This is a genomic window from Sphingomonas sanguinis, from assembly GCF_001476905.1.
In the GTDB taxonomy this organism is placed as follows: Bacteria; Pseudomonadota; Alphaproteobacteria; order Sphingomonadales; family Sphingomonadaceae; genus Sphingomonas; species Sphingomonas sanguinis_B.
In genome coordinates this window covers 1-19,817 of sequence record NZ_LDTE01000063.1, presented here as the reverse complement: position 1 = coordinate 19,817, position 19,817 = coordinate 1, and the positions used below count along the sequence as shown (strand labels likewise).

At 62.1% G+C, this 19,817-nt stretch carries 21 protein-coding genes; 16 read left to right on the top strand and 5 right to left on the bottom strand.

Annotated features, from left to right (window positions below; genetic code table 11):
• The first annotated feature begins 90 nt into the window (after positions 1 to 90).
• The 4 genes from SB4_RS10495 (at position 91) to SB4_RS19590 (ending at position 4,694) form a co-directional block, all read left to right on the top strand.
• Positions 91 to 468: a hypothetical protein gene (locus tag SB4_RS10495; RefSeq protein WP_206597999.1), complete on the top strand. Its 378-nt coding sequence runs from the start codon at positions 91 to 93 to the stop codon at positions 466 to 468.
• A gap of 1,040 nt (positions 469 to 1,508) precedes the next feature.
• Positions 1,509 to 2,909, top strand: a complete 1,401-nt coding sequence (locus SB4_RS18950; protein ID WP_082670109.1) for a DUF3987 domain-containing protein — start codon at positions 1,509 to 1,511, stop codon at positions 2,907 to 2,909.
• A 1-nt stretch (position 2,910) separates the two neighbouring features.
• The gene (locus SB4_RS10480; protein ID WP_058752519.1) at positions 2,911 to 3,837 is read left to right on the top strand and encodes a hypothetical protein; all 927 of its coding nucleotides are present in this window, start codon (positions 2,911 to 2,913) and stop codon (positions 3,835 to 3,837) included.
• Positions 3,834 to 4,694: a hypothetical protein gene (locus tag SB4_RS19590; protein ID WP_153006173.1), complete on the top strand. Its 861-nt coding sequence runs from the start codon at positions 3,834 to 3,836 to the stop codon at positions 4,692 to 4,694. The genes SB4_RS10480 and SB4_RS19590 overlap by 4 nt, the downstream gene beginning before the upstream one ends.
• 52 nt (positions 4,695 to 4,746) lie before the next feature.
• Here SB4_RS19590 and SB4_RS19585 read toward each other — a convergent pair whose 3' ends face one another.
• Complete coding sequence (locus tag SB4_RS19585; RefSeq protein ID WP_153006172.1) at positions 4,747 to 5,340, bottom strand: recombinase family protein; 594 nt, start codon at positions 5,338 to 5,340, stop codon at positions 4,747 to 4,749.
• 95 nt (positions 5,341 to 5,435) lie between these two features.
• Here SB4_RS19585 and SB4_RS10475 point away from each other — a divergent pair, with 95 nt between their 5' ends.
• The 5 genes from SB4_RS10475 to SB4_RS20005 all read left to right on the top strand — a co-directional run bounded on the left by SB4_RS10475 (position 5,436) and on the right by SB4_RS20005 (position 7,641).
• Positions 5,436 to 6,308: a DNA-methyltransferase gene (locus SB4_RS10475; RefSeq protein ID WP_058752518.1), complete on the top strand. Its 873-nt coding sequence runs from the start codon at positions 5,436 to 5,438 to the stop codon at positions 6,306 to 6,308.
• Between the two features lie 140 nt (positions 6,309 to 6,448).
• Positions 6,449 to 6,676, top strand: coding sequence for a hypothetical protein (locus tag SB4_RS10470; protein ID WP_058752517.1), 228 nt, complete (start codon positions 6,449 to 6,451; stop codon positions 6,674 to 6,676).
• A gap of 57 nt (positions 6,677 to 6,733) precedes the next feature.
• Positions 6,734 to 7,060: a hypothetical protein gene (locus tag SB4_RS10465; RefSeq protein WP_153006171.1), complete on the top strand. Its 327-nt coding sequence runs from the start codon at positions 6,734 to 6,736 to the stop codon at positions 7,058 to 7,060.
• Positions 7,061 to 7,228: 168 nt separating this feature from the next.
• Positions 7,229 to 7,420, top strand: a complete 192-nt coding sequence (locus tag SB4_RS19580) for a hypothetical protein (protein WP_153006170.1) — start codon at positions 7,229 to 7,231, stop codon at positions 7,418 to 7,420.
• 62 nt (positions 7,421 to 7,482) lie between these two features.
• Positions 7,483 to 7,641: a hypothetical protein gene (locus SB4_RS20005; protein WP_193753792.1), complete on the top strand. Its 159-nt coding sequence runs from the start codon at positions 7,483 to 7,485 to the stop codon at positions 7,639 to 7,641.
• Here the strand turns inward: SB4_RS20005 and SB4_RS10460 are convergent.
• The 3 genes from SB4_RS10460 to SB4_RS18945 are packed head-to-tail and all read right to left on the bottom strand — an operon-like array spanning position 7,631 to position 8,922.
• Positions 7,631 to 7,813, bottom strand: coding sequence for a hypothetical protein (locus SB4_RS10460; protein WP_058752515.1), 183 nt, complete (start codon positions 7,811 to 7,813; stop codon positions 7,631 to 7,633). The genes SB4_RS20005 and SB4_RS10460 overlap by 11 nt on opposite strands.
• Before the next feature lie 27 nt (positions 7,814 to 7,840).
• Positions 7,841 to 8,164 (bottom strand): hypothetical protein, encoded by a 324-nt coding sequence (locus tag SB4_RS19575; RefSeq protein WP_153006169.1) that lies wholly within the window; start codon positions 8,162 to 8,164, stop codon positions 7,841 to 7,843.
• A gap of 29 nt (positions 8,165 to 8,193) precedes the next feature.
• A complete protein-coding gene (locus SB4_RS18945; protein WP_082670108.1) occupies positions 8,194 to 8,922 on the bottom strand; it encodes an FRG domain-containing protein in 729 nt (242 codons plus the stop codon).
• A 192-nt stretch (positions 8,923 to 9,114) separates the two neighbouring features.
• On the opposite strand from SB4_RS18945, the gene SB4_RS19570 reads away from it, so the two are divergent.
• From SB4_RS19570 to SB4_RS10425, 7 genes are all read left to right on the top strand, one after another.
• A complete protein-coding gene (locus tag SB4_RS19570) occupies positions 9,115 to 9,324 on the top strand; it encodes a helix-turn-helix transcriptional regulator (RefSeq protein ID WP_153006168.1) in 210 nt (69 codons plus the stop codon).
• Positions 9,325 to 9,622: 298 nt separating this feature from the next.
• Complete coding sequence (locus SB4_RS10450) at positions 9,623 to 10,246, top strand: hypothetical protein (protein ID WP_153006167.1); 624 nt, start codon at positions 9,623 to 9,625, stop codon at positions 10,244 to 10,246.
• 469 nt (positions 10,247 to 10,715) lie between these two features.
• Positions 10,716 to 11,777 (top strand): AraC family transcriptional regulator, encoded by a 1,062-nt coding sequence (locus tag SB4_RS10445; protein WP_241488580.1) that lies wholly within the window; start codon positions 10,716 to 10,718, stop codon positions 11,775 to 11,777.
• A 95-nt stretch (positions 11,778 to 11,872) separates the two neighbouring features.
• Positions 11,873 to 12,943, top strand: a complete 1,071-nt coding sequence (locus SB4_RS10440) for an efflux RND transporter periplasmic adaptor subunit (protein WP_241488579.1) — start codon at positions 11,873 to 11,875, stop codon at positions 12,941 to 12,943.
• Between the two features lie 3 nt (positions 12,944 to 12,946).
• On the top strand, positions 12,947 to 15,988 hold the full coding sequence (locus SB4_RS10435; RefSeq protein WP_058752510.1) for an efflux RND transporter permease subunit: 3,042 nt from the start codon (positions 12,947 to 12,949) through the stop codon (positions 15,986 to 15,988).
• Complete coding sequence (locus SB4_RS10430) at positions 15,981 to 17,408, top strand: efflux transporter outer membrane subunit (RefSeq protein ID WP_058752509.1); 1,428 nt, start codon at positions 15,981 to 15,983, stop codon at positions 17,406 to 17,408. Before SB4_RS10435 ends, SB4_RS10430 begins: the two co-directional genes overlap by 8 nt.
• A gap of 16 nt (positions 17,409 to 17,424) precedes the next feature.
• A complete protein-coding gene (locus SB4_RS10425) occupies positions 17,425 to 18,279 on the top strand; it encodes a MipA/OmpV family protein (protein ID WP_058752508.1) in 855 nt (284 codons plus the stop codon).
• A 182-nt stretch (positions 18,280 to 18,461) separates the two neighbouring features.
• On the opposite strand, the gene SB4_RS10420 is transcribed toward SB4_RS10425, so the two are convergent.
• Positions 18,462 to 19,814, bottom strand: a complete 1,353-nt coding sequence (locus SB4_RS10420; protein ID WP_058752539.1) for an HlyD family type I secretion periplasmic adaptor subunit — start codon at positions 19,812 to 19,814, stop codon at positions 18,462 to 18,464.
• Between the last annotated feature and the right edge of the window lie 3 nt (positions 19,815 to 19,817).

Sequence of the window (19,817 nt, the reverse complement as noted above, 5' to 3'; positions counted from 1 at the left end):
GTTTGTAAAAATCAGCACAGCGCAATTTTAACTAACAGGGTTGAAGCAGTCGGGTCGATAATTACCTCATGAATACAACGAGGAGAATTTGTGATGCTGACTGATCAAGAAATTGAGGCGGGAAAGGCCAAGCTGCGCTACACGTCAGATGTTCTGCATGAGCATAACGATTGCATTCGTTTGGCGTATGAGTGGTTGGACGCACAAGTGACGATCAAGAGTGGCGCGAAGAAATTTCGCCCGCTTAAACATATCATCGAGAAATGGGCAGGGCGCTACGTCAGCCAATCGGATGTCGAGGTTGCGGCCATCATGCACCCTCGCATCACGGGCGAGTACCCGAATTACAACCTGTCGGCGAAGATCGTGTTGCCCAACGATCGCCGGTTGCAGGGGATTGGCGAAGCGCTGACGCAGGGGCAGCGGGACCGAATGGACCGCTCTATCTACTCAACTGTCGAGGCGTGATGCGAAGAAGGCCGGTGGTGCACCACCGGCCTTCCCAAATGTGTCTCTGAGTGTGGAGCGTGCTCAATGGTGATCAGCCATGGCGCTCACATGTAGGTCTCATCTGCAAATGAAGCCGTCGCATATCGGCCTAAAGCCGAATATATAGCACCTGCCATCGCAGGGGAGAGGGTCGATGCCCTAGCGCAATACGCCCCAAGCTTGGGGCGCTTGGCTGTTCGGTAGGCTATAAGCCCGTATCAGGATTTTGGCGGTTCGCCAAAGACCCTGAAGTGCTCGCGGGAGAATGCGGCCTGAGCACGCAAAAATTCCCGTGTAGCTCTTCCGTAGGCTGCAAATGCCCCAACGTATGCTGGGTCCCGCATGCCCCTATTGTTTCCGAACATAATCTGTTCCTGCTTTTAGAACGGACTACGGTCATGGCGACCATGAACCGTGGCCGCATGGTATATATCGTGTCAGCCGATGCTCGATTCAAGTCCACAAGATCGCGGGCTAGAAGGCGCTGTCACCGTGGCGCTGTCACCTGAGACGTTTTTCCCCAGACACACAGATATAGCCATATATCGTGCAATATAATTACGTATTACTAATATATAATAATAATAATTCCTTCAATTACTCTATGGGTTTTTGGGATGTCTCTATGGACCCCCAAATCTGGTGACACCCGGTGACACCGCCTCAAAAACCGCAGAAATCCGCCATTCCCGCTGTCACCTGAGGTGGTGACAGCCGTCACTTTAGGGGTTGGGGTGTCACCAAACTGGTGACAGCTAGGTGGCACCAAAAAGTGACACCCGGTGACACCCTAGGTGACACCCCGAGTCACCCGAGGTGACAGCCCGACGACATCCCCCGCGACATTGAACTTCGCAATATAGATTTAAATCGACACCGGATTCGGGCGTCGAGTATAAATACATGAGACAAGGGCCATTGCGGGGTATTAGTCAACGAGTTTCAGTTTTCCTCCACAAGGAAAGACCAGAAGACCCGATGTGCCGCAATCGCATCGGGTCTTTTTTGTGGAGTAGAAAATGAATGACAATATTGAATTTCCGATCAATCTAATGCCACCTCGCATTCGAGATGCAATTGAGGCTCAGGCCGCGATGGGCAATTACCATCTCCCATCTGTGGCGACAGCGACACTGGCGATTGCAAGCCATGCGGCACAAGGCCTCTACGACATCGACTTTCTTGCACGACCCTCAACAGTGCCCGCTTCGATATTCGCACTGATCTGTGCGCCGTCAGGTTCTGCCAAATCCTCGCTTTTCGAACCTATGCTGGCCGGTGTCCGCCAGTGGCAACATCGCGTGTCGGATGTTCATCGCCTCTCGCTGGCCGATTATGAAGTGGATCGTCGTCTCTATGAACGTCAACGTCTCGCGGCTGAGAAGGAAAACGACCGAGATACGCTCATTGACCTTGAGCGCCGCAAGCCGCGCCCGCCACGATCGCCGCAGAACGTGTCGAGCAAGATCACGACGAATGGCCTGTTCCGTTCTCTGCATGACGACTGGCCCACCCACGCGGTGTTCACGCCTGAGGGGGCAAGCCTTCTGAAGGGCTACAGCCTCAACGCCAAGAATGCGCCCGAGGAGTTCGGCGGGGCTCTCGCGAGCTTGTGGTCAGGGGAGATGATTGACCGCACGACAGGCGATCAACGCATGATCCTTCGCGATCGTCGATTGGCAATGCTCGTGATGGTGCAGGGGACTGTCGCGGAAGAATTCCTGTCGAGCGAAGCTCTCGAAGGGCAGGGGCTATTGGCCCGTTTCCTCGTGGTGAATGCGCCAACATGGCACCCGCTGGATGAGGATTTTACCACGCCGGATCATCGCGAGCGGAAGGAGCGCTTGCTGCGCCGTATGGATCGTTTCCACGGCCGTATCGACCAGATGTTGAGCGAGCCGCTCGCGACGCGTGATGGCCAAGACGGTGAACTCGATCTTCCCACGATGACGTGGACTCGGGAAGCGTCACAGGTCATGCGGTCGTTTCAGACTGAGGCGCTGGCGTGGAACCACAGCGAAACCGAGAACTGGTTCCGCCGATCGTTTGAACACGCGGTTCGTCTCTCTGGCGTGCTGGCAATTTTCGAGGATGAAGAGGCGATTAGCGAGGCGACGGCGCGGGCTGGGGTTGCGCTGACGCGCTTCTACGCGGCTCAGCTTCGACAGATGGATGTCGCGCCCATCAATGAGCGCCATGCTCAGTACCATCAATATATCGCACCCGCCCTCAAGAAATTTCGCGCCAGCCCGAATGGTCTGACTATGAGGGAACTCTATCGGACAATCTGGAAGAAGCTCGATCCGGATCATCGCGGGCGCATTCTTGAAACTATGGAGCGTGACGAACTGATCACAAAAGAGAAAGTCCGAAAGGGCACGAATGAAATCGTGATATACCGGCTGCGGGAGGGCGAATGAGATGATCGTTACCCTCTTTGACAATCTTCGCGACAACGTTGGGCACGAATGGGATGTTGGTCCTGCTGACTTCCTCAGGACGTTGGTCGCCGCGCCTGCGCCTCTAAATCGCGCCGAGAAGGCGAGGGCGCTGGCCTTCTGTGGATGCCGGTTCGATGGTACGCGGGCAAAGCATAACGCGCGCGAACTTTCGGTGATTGCGCTCGATGTGGATGATGGCGGGGCGGACTGGTTCGACGCCTCGTATGAGTTAGATGTTCTGGGCTGTGCGTATGCGCTCTACACGACGACGAAACATCGACGGGATCACAATCGCTACCGGATCGTCATCCCGCTATCGGCTCCGGTTGGCGGCGACGATTATGCCCGCGTCTGGAATTGGTTTTCGCGGTTCCTCGCCAGCCATGGCATCATCGTAGACCGCGCGACCAGTGACATCTCTCGGATGTCGATCGCGCCCCATTTGTGGGAAGGCAAAGACGATAAGGGCGCTGAATACCCCGAGGATGACAATGAGGCTCAGCGCGCGATTGCGCGGCCAGATTGGCCGTTGTTTGCCGTTGAGGTAGCATTGGCGGCGACCACGGAGCCAGATGTCGTAGCGAGAGTTGAGCGGCAGCCCGACCATGCGGGTGATTATCGGAAATGGCAGAACTGGCACATCAACCGCGATGTCCTATCTGACCTCGACATCAGCCCCATCGTGCCGCGAGCGCGCCTCGATGCAGAGATGTCATCGACCGATACTGGCCGGACGTTTCGCTTCCTATGTGGATGTGCGGTGAAGGCTGTCGCTGGTGGCTATGACGTGGATGAGGCTGTTTTGCGGGCGCTAGGCTTGGAGTTCTCGCGTCGCGTGGGACGGAAGCCGGATGGACTCGCGAGGGACGCGCGAAACGCGCTTATGAGAGCGAGGACGCTGGCATGAACCGGGAAGATAGGATTGCGGCCGTCGCCGCTATGCGTGACCTTGAAGCTTCGCCGATGCCACGCGAAACGGGGCAGATACTGGTTGGCCAATACGTCTTTGCGACCAAGGCCGATGCGATTAAGAAGACGAAAGAAATTATCGCGTCGGTAAGCGCTGATGGAATGACCGATGAGGCGCAAGCGTTCTTCCAAGCGCTTGCGGATAATCACCCCTCCATCAACGAAAAGACGGAAGCTCGGCCGTATGTTGTCGAGCCAACAGGCTATCGCTACGCGAATAGACTGACGATAAAGACCGTCAGTCTTCGTATTCAATTCACTGATCGACCCGATTGGAAGACTGATAACGACGCATATCACCGACATCGGGCGCAATTTCCGCACAACTCAATCCCTCTCGGTGTTGATGCGTGCCTACGCATCGTACCGCATCATCAGCGCGTTAAAGCCGCAGCCCGGATGATAGCGGGTAAGCCCTCTCTGCATAATACCGCGCGTCGATACATGCAGAGTAACGCCGTTCGTAAATCGCATTTGACATGCTCGATATGCAAAACGTGGATAGAAAGTGATGATCTTCATTGGGATCACCATCCACACGGGTTCTCGGACATATTTCGAGAATGGCGGATTCAGATGTTACTGACTTGGCAAGGCATCCGGCTTGATCACGCGAATCAGCATCGATTTACCGATCCCAACCTTGCCAGTTCGTGGTATCGATTCCACGAGTATTTCGCTAATTTCCGTCCCACATGTTCGGAGTGCAACATCGCGGATAAGGATCGGCTGCCGCTCATTCTGACAGAGGAAGAGTGGCAAGATTGGTGTAGATCAAATTCCGATACCCTGTGACGGTCGCTCATCTCGATTGCGATTTGGGAATCTATCGATCTACATAGTCAAACTATGGTAGTTCTTCCGGCTCATTGTGTCGTTGCCATTCCAGCATATGCAAGTCGATTTCTTCAAGAAGATGTAGACTGAACTCGACGTTTTTCCGCTTTGATACAAATCGTCTAACTTCGCGTTCATAGGCTGCGCTTGGAAGGTCGGGGTGTCTTCGCTGGCCTGTGCGCGTCCAGCCTACGGCGTCCCAAAGCTCGCCCTGAATGATTTTTGCTTCTTGGAGGCCAGTGTCATGCCGCTCTTGTGCTGCTGTTGCCAATTTGCTTGCACTGTCAGCGGACGGGTAACCACCTTTCCGATAAACTTGTGCTATTTCGTGCAGCGTTTCGAGGTGCGTTGAAACGGCTGATTGCTCAATGGCGATATTCAGAAGTCGCGATACACTTGTCTTCTGCCACTTTCCGCCCCGTCGCGCCGGGATACCCGCGATGTTTAATTCAAGAGCTATCTGTTCGAGCCCAACGTTCCGCCCGTCACTGATCAATTCCCGCAGAATGGGGATAAGGCCACGTGCCCACGCGCGCGCCGCCGTGCGTCGATTTTCAATCCCTTGAAGCTCCAAAGCAACTTTCTGCTCTACCGGCCTCGCCATACACACCCTCCTGTTACCCCTCGTGTAACCGCAAGCTCGTGGGTGGAAAAGTCAGCTATTCTCTCCCGGTTCGTACAACAATTCGTGGAGACAAAATGACCCTGACGCCTACTCAATCCGCCCCTTGCATCGAACTCGTGCACGGTGACGCGCTCACCGTCATGGCCGATCTGCCTTCCGAAGCCTTCGAGCTTATCTTTTGCGATTTGCCCTACGGCTCCACTCGTTGCCAATGGGATAAGCGCATCCCGATGGCCCCCCTGTGGGAGCAATTGGAGCGCATCCTGACTCCGACTGGGACGATCGTCATGACGGCGGCGCAACCCTTCACGACGGACCTTATCGTCGCGGGACGACACCTCTTCAAATACAGTCTCGTTTGGCAGAAAAGCCGTCCGTCGCAGTTTGTCCATTCGGCCAACCGTCCCCTCTCGGATCATGAAGACATTTTGGTTTTCTCGAAGGGGACCGTGATGCATGCGGCGCGCTCGCAGCGGCGGATGACCTATAATGCGCTTGGTGCTGAAGATGACGGCACCCGGCTCCATCGGCGGCAGAAGTCGCGCGCCATGGGGAACACCAACCCGGCAAAGCTTGGGATGCCCTATAAAGCCCGGAAGAACCTCCCCCGGTCGGTGCAATTCCATGCGAACCCCTACAAGCCTCGCCATGAAACTCAGAAGCCGGAAAGTCTGATGGAGTGGATCATCGGCACGTATAGCAATGCGGGCGACCTCGTGCTTGACCCCACCATGGGCAGCGGAACGACCGGCGTCGCGGCAATCCGGCAGGGCCGGGGGTTTTTCGGTATCGAATGCGGCGAGGAGTACTTCGACTATGCGGAAGCCCGCATTCTCGACGAGTTGAGTAATTCCCGCCCGTCTACGCTTCCTCCTGCGCCTGCTGCGGCTTTAGCCGTTCCGTCGCCGGATAACGATGACAGCGAAGAGCAGTCCGACGCCGCCTAGCGCTTCGGCCGATTTTCAAATTCAAAGATTGCCGCTCACGCAAGTCTCAGACTTGCGCGACTGGGAAGGCGCATCTTCGCGCCGCAAGCTCATAAGCGCAAATTCGCGCTTATTTCTCTTCATCAGAAATAGGAAAAGTCATGATCGAAAATGCTCGCAAGTTTGTCGATGATACTGGTCTCATCCCCATCGAGACTGACAGGATCGTCCGTGGGGCTTGCATTCGTCGCATCACTGTTTGCTGCGATCCCGCGAATAACAACCGTCTTGTCATTGTTGCTGATCTAAAGGACGGGGGATTTGAGGTCTTCAAGGCAGGCCCGTCGCTGTCGATCGCCGACACGGTTCAATGGCTGCAAAATGCCTAAGCGGCATGTTCTTCCGGCGGTTTAAACATTCTGCCGGGAAATATTTAGGAGGTAGACTTGAAACTTAGTGATATGGAAATCCAAGCGCTCTCTGAGGACGGGGTTGGCGGCATTAACGCGAATCTTTATTTCCTTATTTATGCGGCTGGCGACGGCGTTGTCGTAGACGGTGCGACGATGTCATGGACCAAGGACGATCCAGAGGATTGCGACGGTGAAGATCGCGATTGGTGGACTCTTAGGGTCGATCACCCGAGTTTCTCGATCAAGGGTGATCGCACCGAACTCATGGACGCTTACAACGTCTATGGGGACGAGATGGCGGCAGTGACATGGTTGCGGCGCAACTTCCGCAAGGATTGGGAATCTGTGATCAGTGAGTGAGCTTCTCGCCAACGATGGACTTGCTGGCCTACTTGGCATCATCGTCCGCCGTCGTGCGGCCGGGACGCTCGACATCCTCACGATCGACATCGCCCCGCCGGGTGGCCGACCACAGCCGCGCTATCGTCTGGCGGATGTTGAGGCCTTCCTCTCAAGAAAGTCCCGACCATGACGATGACCGAAATAGAAATCTGGCGAGACGGCGACGCCGTGTTGACGCAACGCGGTTCGGTCTATTGCTTCGACAACACCGTCGATGAACCAATTTATGGACGGTCTGCGAACGATCTTCTTGAGCGTGACGCAATGGGCATTATCCCATCCGTAGCGCTCTGGACATTGAATAATCAGGAATTGTGATTTTTCGAGCTTATCGGTGGGATACGCGGCCCGCTGATTAAGTAGTCATAGGAGGAACCCTTATGACGAACGAAAGAATCGAAAACCTGCGCCGGATTTTAGAAGAAGCTTACAAGCCGGACGAATCCAAGGATTTCGAGTTCGCCTATCTGCTTGGATCGATAGACGGGATTATGGCCGTGCTTGGCAAGCTGGAAGGCGGCGATGTTGTTAAACATTGATCAGCCCGACTATGCCGCGATGGCTGAGGCGGCCCCGCTGTCCGAATGGTCCATCCCCCGTCTCATCGCTGACATCTGGTCGGACGGTGATGAGGATGATCGGCGAGAGATTGACCAACATCTCGAACGAATGCGTCGCCAATGCGAGCGCGACCATGCTGACATGCAGCATCGGTGGACTTTCGGCCGCTGATTGCCGTCAGGTTTTGAGCCGAGCTTGTTGAGCGCGATGTTCCCTTGCGGCTTTCATGCTCGCTCGACCGGCGGGGCGTGTGATTGATGACGTGGATGTCTCGGTGAGCGCCTGCGCCAGCGCCACAAGGTCATCATGCGACAATTGCGACCAATAACCGTGATAGCGAACCGTGCCGCGCCGCCCGGCCGGGCGTTTGCTCGATACTGCCTTTTTGCGATCCAAGAGTTCGCCCGAAAGCGCTTGGCGATAGGTTCGCCAGATGGTGGCCCTCTCTTCGTCTGAATGGGCGGCGGCATGGTCGGCGCGGTAATGGTCGGTGATCGTCACTCATTACTTATACATCCCGCGATCACGTGCTACCCTGTTTTGGCATCAGAAGACACTTTCAGCGCTCGCATCGCGGCCTCCCGTGTCAATTCGTCCGTAAATTCACGCGCCACGACCCCAATATCTGAAAAAATGCGGTCGGAACTTACGCCCATGGTTCTCAGGACATCGAGCGCTGACCGCTTCTCGTGAGCTTTGATGGTGAAGATGACCGAATTGAAGCCGTCGTTGGGACGGCTTGTGGACTCTTGATGAAGCGTCATGACGCTGTCTTGGGCGAGTGTACGGGGATTCATCACGAGCGTGTCGATTAGCAGCGGCGGCCCTGTATAGGCCTCCAAAGGATTCCAATTCCGATTTGTCGGCGCACTTGGCAGGGCGTTGCCGGGGAGGGCATGGATACATCCGTCTGCTGGGCGTCCGCCGCCACGATCAAGCAGCGGTGCACAGGCGAAGAAAAGGGCGACCAACGGGTTTGTGGTCCAATCGAGCAGAGTTGTCGCGACGCCATAGTGTTGCGCCAGCACTAACCACTCAAGATCGGTCGTATGTCGATCGGCGAAGCGCGCTGCCATCTGCTTCCAGCGGCGAAGTTCATCGTAGGATCGAATGCCATTTTCGATAGGGCCTCGAAACGCCGCCGGGGTCAGTAACCACCCGGTATGCGCGTGACCACGATAGATCGGGCGATCAATCGCTCGTGTCGCGATAGCAGCGACGTAGCGCTCAATCACGTTGAAGCCTTCTGTTCCAGTCATCGCCGTCCACCCTGAAGCGCAAGGTGGTCAGGGTAGGGGCGAGGTCTGCGCGGCGACAAGGGAGATGTTGTCGAAATCTGCTGTCGAACGGAAGCGGACGGCCATTATGCCTTGCAAAAATCTGCAAAAGGGCGTTGCGGACAGGTCGAATGCGATAGAGATGGATAGCCCTGTTCAACGGGGACCCCATCGATGACCACCGACCGACTAATCACCGCCGACGAATTCGCATATATGCTGCGTCGAAGCCGCAAGACGCTCAATCGACTGCGCGCGGCTCAGCCCGCCGGTTTTCCTCCTGAGTATAATTTTAGCCTTTCCACGCATCCGCGTGGGCGGCGTCCGATGTTCAAATTATCTCATGTGCAGGCCTATATTGACGCCCAAGAAAGTGGTATATAACGGTTGAAGAAATTCGAAGCACTGTGTCTAGTTTGTGTCTTGACACCATTTCCAGCGGTATTATGAAGTCTTCAGGCGCGGATTTCTGCGCTTTCGGTTGTGTCTAGAGCGTGGTCCAAACTCTTTTGGTACCGTCATACGCAGGTTCGAATCCTGCCGCCCCAGCCATCTGCCTGAAATCCCAGCCAATTGGCTGCTAAGTGTTTGAAGATGCTGGCTGACTATCAGGGTCGGCTGTTGGCACCTGCACAATTGTGCATCGGATTGTGCCAATGCGCTGGCCGGGAAGGCCGCGGTTTTGGACTGTCTTCAACACGTTTACCGGCGCGGACACATTTTCTGGTGGCGCCGAATTCACCGTTTATTGGATAATGGCACCCTAGATGTCCGGCTGTCGCTGCGGACCACCGACCGGAAGGCAGCGCGCAACATGGGGGCGGCGCTCACGGCGGTGACTCCGAGGGTGCTGGAGATGCTCGACAGGCGGGCCAAGCAGAAGACCAATATCACCGAGCAGGAGCTCCAGGCGATCGCCAAGGCGATGTACGAGGAGCGACTGGCCGAGGTGTGCACCCTGCAGCGATCAACGCCGTACGATGTCGAGCACCACTCGGCCGCCAATCTGGCCTTCATTGATTATTTCGAGCGCCTGAAAAACCAGGGCGGTCGCATGTCCTTCCTGCCGGCCGAAGAGCGCAAACTGGAGGCGGAGGGCTGGAGCGCGCAGCGGATCGCCGACCTGCGCAGGATCATCGTCATGCGGGAGGAGTGCGGCATCGACCCGATCCGGCAGGAGGAGATCGATCGTCATCTCGCCGCTGCCGGTTTCGCGGTCGATGATCGGCTGGAGCTTACGTCACGCTTCAGCGGACGCCTGGGCGACCAACGTCCAAACGAGATGCTGTTCAACCCGCCCGCGTAGTAGCGATGCTGACGGCATGGCGACGACTATGACCGCCGAGTTGCACTCCCGACTTAGCGGACACGCGCCCGCCGTGATCGCTGGCCCATGGTCTCGAGTTCGCCCCAGATCACGTTGCCTCCAATTCGATCCTGCGCATGCATCCTGCGCGCCCTGGGGCTGACCGGTGTCAAGGTCGGGGGAGCATGTCGTGTGATCCAATCATACGACAGCTTCTGCAAAAATCTGGCTGACAAAGAGCGTTGAGGCGAGCCAAGTCACGGACTTAAAATGTTCCCGATCTCGGTAATCGTGCTGCGTTACGGCAGGCCTTGGGCAGCGGCGGAAAGAGCCAACCCGCAATTCGCGGCGCGCGTGAGGTAGGACGTCCCCCCATTGACACCCTGATATTCCGGTCTTCTAGCAAACTGCCTATTGCGTGTTTCTCGCCCTCGATCACCGCTGGCCAAGAAAGAACCGCTTGCTCTCCATGGAAGCTTCGCTGCACGGCGGCATTGCCACGTTGCTCGCACTCGCGATTGCGCTGTTCCTCAGCGAAGCGCCGACCCGTGCCGGTCGCTACGGCGCGGCCCTGGCATTCGCCGCGCTGCTGACGGAGGTGGCCGGGTTGCCTTTCATGCAGGGCTTGCCGATGCTCAACGCGGTGCTGCAACTCGCCGGATCGGCGAGCTTGCCGCTGTTCTGGCTGTTTGCCCGTTCGTGGTTCGAGGACGATTTCCGCCCGGGCGTTGCCGAACTGGCCATGGCGCTGGGGTATCTCGGCATCAGCGCAGCGGTGATCGGCGGCGAGCGGGGGGCGCATGCACCGCTCCATCCGCTCGATGGGATTCTGTACGTCGCGGGCATCGCGCTCACCGTCGATGCGCTGCGTCATGCCTGGCAGAACCGCGCGAGCGATCTGGTGGAGGCGCGGCGGCGCGCGCGCGTGGCGTTCGTCGTCATCGTCACGATCGTCGTGCTCTGGACGATCGGCGCGGAGGTCGTCGGTCGGGCCTTCGGCCGCTTTGCCATGACCGATATCGCGAGCGCGATCGGCATGGTGACGGGGACGTTCGGTCTCGCGCTGCTGCTGTTCGGCCTGCGGCATCGGGACATGTTCGCATCCGCTGCGCCCGACAGCACGCTGCCCCTGGTGATCGCCACCGATCCGTCCCCGCCGCAGGAGCAGGACGAGCCGCTCGCCCGTGCGCTCGATAGGGCGATGACGCAGGACCGCCTGTACCGCGAGCCCGAGCTGACCATCGGTGCGATCGCCGCGCGGCTCGACGTGCCCGAATATCGCGTCCGCCGATTGGTGAATGGCCGTTTCGGGCATCGCAACATCAGCGACTATCTGAATGGACTGCGCGTGGCCGAGGTCTGCGCCGCGCTGGCCGATCCCGAACAGGCGAACGTCCCGATCCTGACCATTGCGATGGACGCGGGCTTTGGCAGCCTGGCGGTCTTCAACCGCAGCTTCAAGGCGCGGCAAGGCGAGACACCCAGCGCCTACCGTCGCCGCCATCTGGAGACTCCGCCCCTGTCGGACTGATCGATTTCGAAATCGATCGGTCGAAATCGGAAATCCGGGAGGCGCGGCGCGTCGCACCCGGCATGGCGCGCCCGTTCCGCTGTCTGGGGGCCGTCATGCCGTTCGCTCGCCACCGCTACTTCGTCGCGCTTCTGTTACCCCTGTCCGCCTGTGCGTCGCCGCCGTCGCAGCAGCCCGATCGCAATACGGCGATCGTCGATGTCGTGCCCGTCCATGCCGCAGGCGGCGCGCTTCGCCAGTTCAGCGGCGTCGTGCGCCCCTATCGAGAGACGATGCTCGCGTTCAAACGGCCCGGAAGGGTGCTGACGCTCACCGTTCAAGTCGGTGATACGGTGCGCGCCGGTCAGGTGCTGGGACGCCTGGGCAAGGCCGACGCCGACGCCGGAGCGGCGCAGGCCGAGGCCGAGCTCGCCGCCGCCACCGCCGATGCGCGGACAGCGCAGGATGCAGCCGACCGGTCGCGCGGACTGGACGGCGTCGGCGCATTGTCGAGTGCCGAGGTCCGCCAGCGGGCACTGGCCGCCCGGGCGGCGGCCGCGAAGGTCGCCGCAGCCGCGGCGGTCGTCCGGCGCAGCCGCGACATGCTGTCGGACGCGGTACTGGTCGCGCCGCAGGATGGGGTCATCACCGCGCGCATCGCCGAACCGGGCAGCGTCGTCGAGGCGGGCGGGGCGGTGCTGAAACTCGCCAGCGGCGCGCCGGAGGTGGAGATTCACGCGCCGGCCGATCTGCGCCTGACGTCCGGGATGATGGCCGATGTCGGCATGCCAGACGGCGCGGGCACGTTCACCGCCCGGCTGCGCCGCCTCGCGCCGGAGGGCGATCCGACATCGCATCTGCGCGATGCCCGCTTCGTCCTGAGCGGCACGGGATCGCCGCCGCCCTACAACAGCATCGTTACGCTCACCCTGCGCACGCCCACGCCGGACCAGCAGGTCCGCGTCCCCCTGTCTGCCATCGGCGATGCGGACAGGCGCCCCTATGTCTGGACGCTGCAGCCCGACAGCCACATCCGGCGTCAGCCGGTGCGGATCGCGGCATGGCTGGGGCGCGATGCGCTGGTCACGGGTCTTCGCGACGGCCAGTCGATCGTCGCTACCGCCGCCGACACGCTGGTCGACGGACAGAGCGTGGTCGATGCCGGTATCGAGCCGGGGTTCCACTAAGCCATGGACCGGCTCAACCTCTCCCGCTGGGCGATCCGGCACCCCGCCCTGGTGGGTTTCCTGATCGCGCTGCTCTTCGTCGCGGGCGCGGCGCAGTTCCTGGCGCTGGGGCGCAACGAAGACCCCGGCTTCACGCTGAAGGAAATGATCGTGTCCGCCCGCTGGGACGGCGCGAGCCCGGCGCAGATACAAGCGCAGGTCGCCGATCCGGTCGAGCGCACGCTGCGCGGAATCGACCATCTCGACTATCTCCAGACCTATTGTCTCGACGGAGCCTGCGTCATCACCGTCGAGCTGAAGGATGCAGCCCCTCCGGGACAGATCAAGGATGTCTGGCAACAGGTCCGGAGCAAGCTGAAGGACATCGAGCCCGCGTTGCCGGCCGGCGCCTCGCTGGCGGCGAGTGAGGACAATGCCGACGTCTATGGGTACGTCTTTGCCCTGACCGGCGCGGACAATGCCCGGCTGGTACGGCTGGCGGAGCAGGCGCGCGATACGATGCTGCGCGTACCCGGAGCGGGCAAGGCCGAGATCATTGGCGAACTGCCGCAGCGCCTGTTCGTCGATGTCGATCCGCGGCGGCTGGCCGGCATGGGCCTGTCGCCCGGTCGCCTCGCCCAGGCACTGGCGCAGCGTCAGACGATTGCTCCGGCGGGCGGCGTACAGGCCGCGATGCAGACGCCCGTCCGGTTGGAGGGCGAGGTGGACGATGTTCGCGATCTGGAAAGCGCGTCGATCCCGACGCCGTCCGGCGCGATGCGTTTAGGTGATATGGCGACGGTGGCGCGGGGCTTTGCCGATCCGCCCGAGGCGGTGGTGCGCCACGACGGCCGATCGGCGGTCATCCTGGCCGTGTCGATGCGGCCGAGCGCCGATGGACTGGGCTTCGGCAAGGCAATCCGCGCGGCGGCCGAGCAGGTTCGGCGCACGCTGCCCGCCGGTGCGCGACTGACGCAGGTCGAGGACCAGAGCGCCAATATCCGCGAGGCGGTGAACACCTTCCTCATCAAGTTCTTCTGCGCGTTGACCGTCGTGCTGGTCGTCGCCTTCGTCACGCTCGGCTGGCGGACGGGGATCGTCGTGGCGCTATCGGTGCCGCTGACGCTGGCGATCGTCGCATTGTACATGGGGGTGGCCGGGATCGGCCTGGAGCGGATTTCGCTCGGCGCGCTAATCCTCTCGCTCGGCCTCCTGGTCGACGATGCGATCATCAGCGTCGAAGCGATGGTGGTCCAGATGGAGCAGGGCGTCGATCGGCATGAGGCCGCATCCTATGCCTGGACGCACACCGCCTTTCCGATGCTGACCGGCACGCTGATCACCGTCGTCGGGTTCCTGCCGGTCGGTCTCGCCCAGTCGACGACCAGTGAATATGCGGGCGGCATCTTTTGGGTGACGGGATCGGCGCTGCTGGTCAGCTGGATCGTCGCCGTGGTCTTCACCCCGTTCCTGGGCGTCAAGCTGTTGCCGGACATGGCGCGGGGGCAGGGGCGTGACGCCAGGCCGTCCGGGCTCTACCGGCGACTGCGTGCCGTGATCGAGTGGGCGCTGAACCGGTGTTGGCTGGTCGCAGGCATCACGATCGCGCTGCTGGCGGTCGGCCTGCTCGGCGCGACACGCGTGCGGCAGCAATTCTTTCCCTATTCCGACCGGCCCGAGGTGATGATCGACCTCGCGATGCGGCCGGGCAGCTCGATCGAGGCGACCGCAGCGGCGACGCGGCGGCTGGAACATCTGCTGCACGGCGACCCGCGCATCCGCAGCATGGACAGCTTCGTCGGTCGCGGGGCGCCGCGCTTCTACCTTCCCTATGGTCCGGCCTTGCCCAATCCGGCGAACGCGACGGTGATGCTGGTGACCAGCGATCTGGCGGCGCGCGATGCGCTGATCGATAAGCTGGAGCGGATGCCGGGCATCCCGGGCGCGAGCCTGCATGTGCGTCGCCTGTCGCTGGGGCCGAGCCTGGGATCGCCGGTGCAATACCGGGTGACCGGGCCCGATCCCGCCCGATTACGCGCGATCGCTCAGCGGATCGCGGCGGTACTGCGCGCCATTCCATCCTCCACGGCTGTTCAGATCAACTGGGGCATCGCCGCACCGGTCGCGCGCTACCGGATCGATCCGGCGCGTGCGGCGGCGCTGGGGGTGGACCGGGCGCAGGTGGCGAGCGATCTTGCCGCCACCTTGTCGGGCGCGCCCGGCGGCGCGGTGCTGCGTGGGGCGAAGCGGATCGGCATCATGGTGCGCGGTCGGGCCGAGGATCGGCACGACCTGGGCGGTCTGATCGACATGCCCGTATCGACAGCGCACGGCATGGTGCCGCTGAGCGAGGTCGCGACGCTGTCGCCGACCACCGAGCAGCCGATCGTCTGGACGCGCAATGCCGCGCAAACCATCACGGTGCAGGCCGACATGATCGGCGACGTCCAGGCCTCCGAGATCGTCGACGCCGCCGCTTCGCGCATCGCCGCCATCCGCGCTGCGCTGCCGCCCGGATATGACATCGCGGAGGGCGGCGACGGCGAATTGTCCGCCGACGCCAACCGCGCGATCTATCGCCTGCTGCCGGTGACGATCGGGATCATGCTCGTGCTGCTGATGATCCAGTTGCAAAGCCTGCCGCGAACCCTGCTGGTGCTGGCGACCGCGCCGCTGGGGATCATCGGCGCGGTGGCGGCGCTGCTGCTGACGGGCGCGCCGTTCGGCTTCGTCGCGCTATTGGGGCTGATCGCGCTGGCGGGGATGATCATGCGCAACACCATCATCCTGGTCGATCAGGTGGAGACGCACCGGGCCGAGGGGATGACGGTGCGTACCGCGGTGATCGAGGCAACGATCGGCCGCGCCCGCCCGGTGGTACTGACCGCCCTGGCCGCCGTGCTCGCCTTCATCCCCCTGTGCTTCAACATCTTCTGGGGGCCGATGGCGATCGTGATGATCGGCGGACTGATCGGCGCGACCATCCTGACCTTGGTCGCGCTGCCCGCCTTCTACCTCTTGCTCTTCGGCCGCGAGGATACTGCCAAGGAGACCGCGCATGATTGATCGTCGCACCGTCGGCGCGGGCTTGGTCGCGCTGCTGCTGCTGGGCGGCTGCACGATCGGCCCGGATTTTCATCCGCCCGTCGCCGACCTGCCCGCGCGGTGGCAGGAAACCGTCGCAGCACCGACCCGGCCCGATGCGCCCTGGTGGCGCAGCTTCGGCGACCCGCTGCTCGACCGGCTGGAGGATCAGGCGCACGCCGCCAATCTCGACCTGCGCCTCGCTGAGGAGCGATTGGTCGCGGCGCGGATCGCCCGCGACGCCAAGCATGCCGACAGCCTGCCGCAGGCGGGCGCACAGCTCGGTTATAGTCGGAACCGCATCGGAACCGCTGGGCTGGCCGGCGTCCTGGCGCCGCTGCTGGGCCAGTCGCCGAATGCCGCCGACGCTACGATTCCCCAGGGCTATGCGTTCGATCTCTACCAGGCCGATATCAGCGCCAGCTGGGCGATCGACCTGTGGGGCAAGAACCGGCGCGAGGTGGAGGCCGCCACCGCCGGGGCCGCGCAAGCGGACGCCGCCACCCGGGGTGCGCGGCTGTCGGTCGAGGCGGCGGTCGCGCAGACCTATTGGCAATGGCGCGGACTGGTGGAGGAGCGCAGGCTTGCGCTTCGCGAGCAGGCGCTGGGCGACCGTACGCTCGCCATCGCCACCGCACTCCAGACGCGGGGCCTCGCCACCGGCATCGACGTCCGCGCGGCTGATCGAGAGCGGCGGGCGAGACAGGATGCGCTGCTGACGCTCGATGCCGATATCGCGCGCACCGCCCGCGCCTTGATGGTGCTGGTCGGCCGCAACCCGGATACACCCCCTCTCGACGCGACCGATCAATCCGCCATGCCGATGCTGGCCGCCCCCGCGCCCGGCATTCCCAGCGATCTCGCCCGACGCCGACCGGACATTTTGGCCGCGGAGGCCGCGCTGCACGCGGCAACTGCCGCGATCGGTGCCGCGCAGGCGGATTTCTACCCCAGCCTCAACCTCTCCGGCCTCTTCGGCATCGACGTGTTGAACCTGGCCGATTTCGGGTGGAATGCGCGTACCACCGGCGTCGGCCCGGTGCTGTCGATCCCGATCTTTGCGGGGGGGCGGCTGCAACGCCAATTGTCGCTCCGTCGATCCGAAGAGCGCAGCGCCGCCCTTACCTATCAGAAGACGGTTCGCGATGCCTGGCGCGAGGTGGACGATGCGCTGGCCATGGTGCGGACGCTCGACCGACGGCGGGCGCTGGCGACGATCGACAGCCTTGCCCAAACGCAAACCGTGGCCGCGATCGAGGCACGATATCGGCGCGGCGACATCGCCGCCGGGCCGCTGATCGAGGCGCAAGCCGCACAGACCGCCGCCGAGCGGGCGCTGCTCCGCCAGACCATCGCTGGCGCGCTCGCCCGCATCCAACTGCACGTCGCTCTCGGCGGCTGATCGAAAGGTTCTTCCTGTGTCGAAATTTCCTGTCTTTGGCGCGACGGCATGGCTGACCGCCTGCCTGTTCCCCGCACCCGTCACGGGCCAGTCCCGTCAGGACACTGACCCCCTCGATCGCGACATCGTCGCAATCGGTGCGGGGTTGGCGGTCGTTCCCGACTATGAGGGTTCGGATCATTACCGCCCGGTCGTCGCGCCCGCCGCGATCGGATCGGTCAAGGGGCACAGCTTCGTCGTCGCCGGCAACCAGGCCAGCCTCAATCTGCTGCGCGATCGACCCGGGCCGGTCTGGCAGGTACAGGTGGGGCCGGTTGCCCAGATCAATTTCAATCGCAGCGCTATACGCGCTATTCACGATCCTCGTGTACGGGCGCTCGGTGCGCTTGGCCTCGCCGTCGAAATAGGCGGCTATGTCGGGGTCCAGAAGACGGGGGTCGTGACCAGCCCCTATGACAAGCTCACCATGGCGCTGTCTTATCGGCATGATGTCTCCGGCGTGCATGAAGCGGGGGTCTGGCAGCCCAGCCTGACCTATTTCACGCCGCTCTCTCTCCATGCGGCAGTGGCCTTTACGGCATCGGCCGACATCGCCGAAGATCGCTATGCCCGAACCTATTACAGCATCTCCTCCGCCGACAGCATCCGGAGCGGACTGCCCGTCTATGATGCGAAGGGAGGGATGAAAAGCTGGACCATAGGCCTGATCGGCGTTCGGACGCTGCGCGGCAATCTCCTGCACGGCGTCCAACTCGTCGCGCTTGGCACGTACGGGACGATGACCGGCAGCATCGGCGATAGTCCGATCGTCGCGCAGGCCGGGTCTCGCGGCCAGTGGCTGGGGGCGCTGGGGCTCGCCTATAGCTTTTAAACGGCCGTGGTGCGGCCGCCGATCCCGCGGGTCAGCGTCGGCCAAAGCACCATCCGGTTCTGCGTGGCATAGATATGTAGTTCACGGAGAGAATATCGCTTTCCTTTTGCACAGTACTCCTAAGCGTCCCAAGTCGACGGCAGATTGCCTGAATTTCGTCGCTCCGAGGGCACCGGGCCGGGTCAATGCTCCCGAAATGAAGACCAGAAGCTTCCGACCAGCGGCTCCAATGCGTAATCCAGCGCGGTGCGCTTGCGCAGCGGGATCAGGATCTGGACCGGCATTCCGGCGCGTAGCGCGAAGTCGCGGCCCCGTACCTTGCGGATCAGCGCGATCTGGTCGAGCGGCACGGTCACCTCGCCGGTGAAATAGGTCTGGCCCGTCTTGTCGTCGGTGAAGCTGTCGGCGGACAGGCGGGTCAGTGTCCCGTCGAGGTTGGGCAAAGTGCGTTCGTGCAGCCCCGGGAACTTGACCAGCGTGCGCTGTCCGACATGCAGATCGTCGGCGTCGTCCGGCGCGATCCGGGCCTGGATGCGGAGCGGCTGGCGCTCGGGCACGATATCCATCAGCTTCTGGCCCGGCGCGATCACGCCACCGGGCGTAAAGATCGTCAGGCCGACCACCGCGCCCGTCGCTGGAGCCCGGATCGCGGTACGCGCCAGCTGGTCTCGCGCCGCCACCCATTTGGGCAGGACCTCCCCCAACCGGCTTTCGACATCGCGCAGGTCGGCCGCCGTCCGCTCGCGGAAGACGCGTTCGGCCTCCAGCACCTGAATGCGGTTCTCGCGCACGGCACCGGCGGTTTGCGCGACCCCGGCGGTATACTGCCCACGCTGGCCTTCGAGTTCGGCGCGGGCGCGCTCCAACTCCCGCATGCGGGTTTGCGAAACGAAACCGCGATCGGCGATCGGCCGGAGTGCGGCGATCTGTTCGTTGATCAGCCGCAACTGCTCGCGCGCCGCGGCCGCCTGCTCGCCAAGGCCGCGGCCCTGCTCGCCCGACTGGGCGACGCGTTCGCCCAGGGCGCCGCGTTGCGCGGCCAGCACGGCGGTGCGCGCAGCGAGCTCGGTCCGCTGCAATCGCATGGCGAGCCGCGCCTCGTCGCGATCCTCCGGCGCCAAGCTGGCGAATTCGCGCGGCTCGGTGATGGTCGCCCGCCCCATCTGTTCCGCCTCCAGGCGGCTGCGCTGCGCCAGCAGGCGGATCGCCTGCGAGGCGAGCGCGCGTTCCTGCGCCCGGACCTCGGCCGCGGCGAGCGTCATCAGCAGCTGGCCGCGCTGAACGCGCTCGCCCTCATGGACGAAGATCCGGCCGACCATGCCGCCATCGCGGTGCTGCACCGCCTGACGCTGGCCCGAGACGACGAGCGTGCCGGGCGCATAGGCGGCGGCGTCGAGCCGGACGAACAGCGCCCAGCCCAGAAAGCCGATGAAGAACAGCGCCGCCACGATCAGGCCCAGTCGGATGTCCCGGCGCGGGTCGGCGAGATCGGCCGTGGCGGCGTCCGGGGCGGGGAGGGGGATCGCGTGGTTCATGCC

Coding starts and splice junctions, on each gene's coding strand:
- SB4_RS18950 (WP_082670109.1), top strand. CDS start 1,509: ATGAATGACAATATTGAATTTCCGATCAATCTAATGCCACCTCGCATT.
- SB4_RS10480 (WP_058752519.1), top strand. CDS start 2,911: ATGATCGTTACCCTCTTTGACAATCTTCGCGACAACGTTGGGCACGAA.
- SB4_RS19590 (WP_153006173.1), top strand. CDS start 3,834: ATGAACCGGGAAGATAGGATTGCGGCCGTCGCCGCTATGCGTGACCTT.
- SB4_RS19585 (WP_153006172.1), bottom strand. CDS start 5,340: ATGGCGAGGCCGGTAGAGCAGAAAGTTGCTTTGGAGCTTCAAGGGATT.
- SB4_RS10475 (WP_058752518.1), top strand. CDS start 5,436: ATGACCCTGACGCCTACTCAATCCGCCCCTTGCATCGAACTCGTGCAC.
- SB4_RS10470 (WP_058752517.1), top strand. CDS start 6,449: ATGATCGAAAATGCTCGCAAGTTTGTCGATGATACTGGTCTCATCCCC.
- SB4_RS19580 (WP_153006170.1), top strand. CDS start 7,229: ATGACGATGACCGAAATAGAAATCTGGCGAGACGGCGACGCCGTGTTG.
- SB4_RS20005 (WP_193753792.1), top strand. CDS start 7,483: ATGACGAACGAAAGAATCGAAAACCTGCGCCGGATTTTAGAAGAAGCT.
- SB4_RS10460 (WP_058752515.1), bottom strand. CDS start 7,813: ATGCTGCATGTCAGCATGGTCGCGCTCGCATTGGCGACGCATTCGTTC.
- SB4_RS18945 (WP_082670108.1), bottom strand. CDS start 8,922: ATGACTGGAACAGAAGGCTTCAACGTGATTGAGCGCTACGTCGCTGCT.
- SB4_RS19570 (WP_153006168.1), top strand. CDS start 9,115: ATGACCACCGACCGACTAATCACCGCCGACGAATTCGCATATATGCTG.
- SB4_RS10445 (WP_241488580.1), top strand. CDS start 10,716: ATGGAAGCTTCGCTGCACGGCGGCATTGCCACGTTGCTCGCACTCGCG.
- SB4_RS10440 (WP_241488579.1), top strand. CDS start 11,873: ATGCCGTTCGCTCGCCACCGCTACTTCGTCGCGCTTCTGTTACCCCTG.
- SB4_RS10435 (WP_058752510.1), top strand. CDS start 12,947: ATGGACCGGCTCAACCTCTCCCGCTGGGCGATCCGGCACCCCGCCCTG.
- SB4_RS10430 (WP_058752509.1), top strand. CDS start 15,981: ATGATTGATCGTCGCACCGTCGGCGCGGGCTTGGTCGCGCTGCTGCTG.
- SB4_RS10420 (WP_058752539.1), bottom strand. CDS start 19,814: ATGAACCACGCGATCCCCCTCCCCGCCCCGGACGCCGCCACGGCCGAT.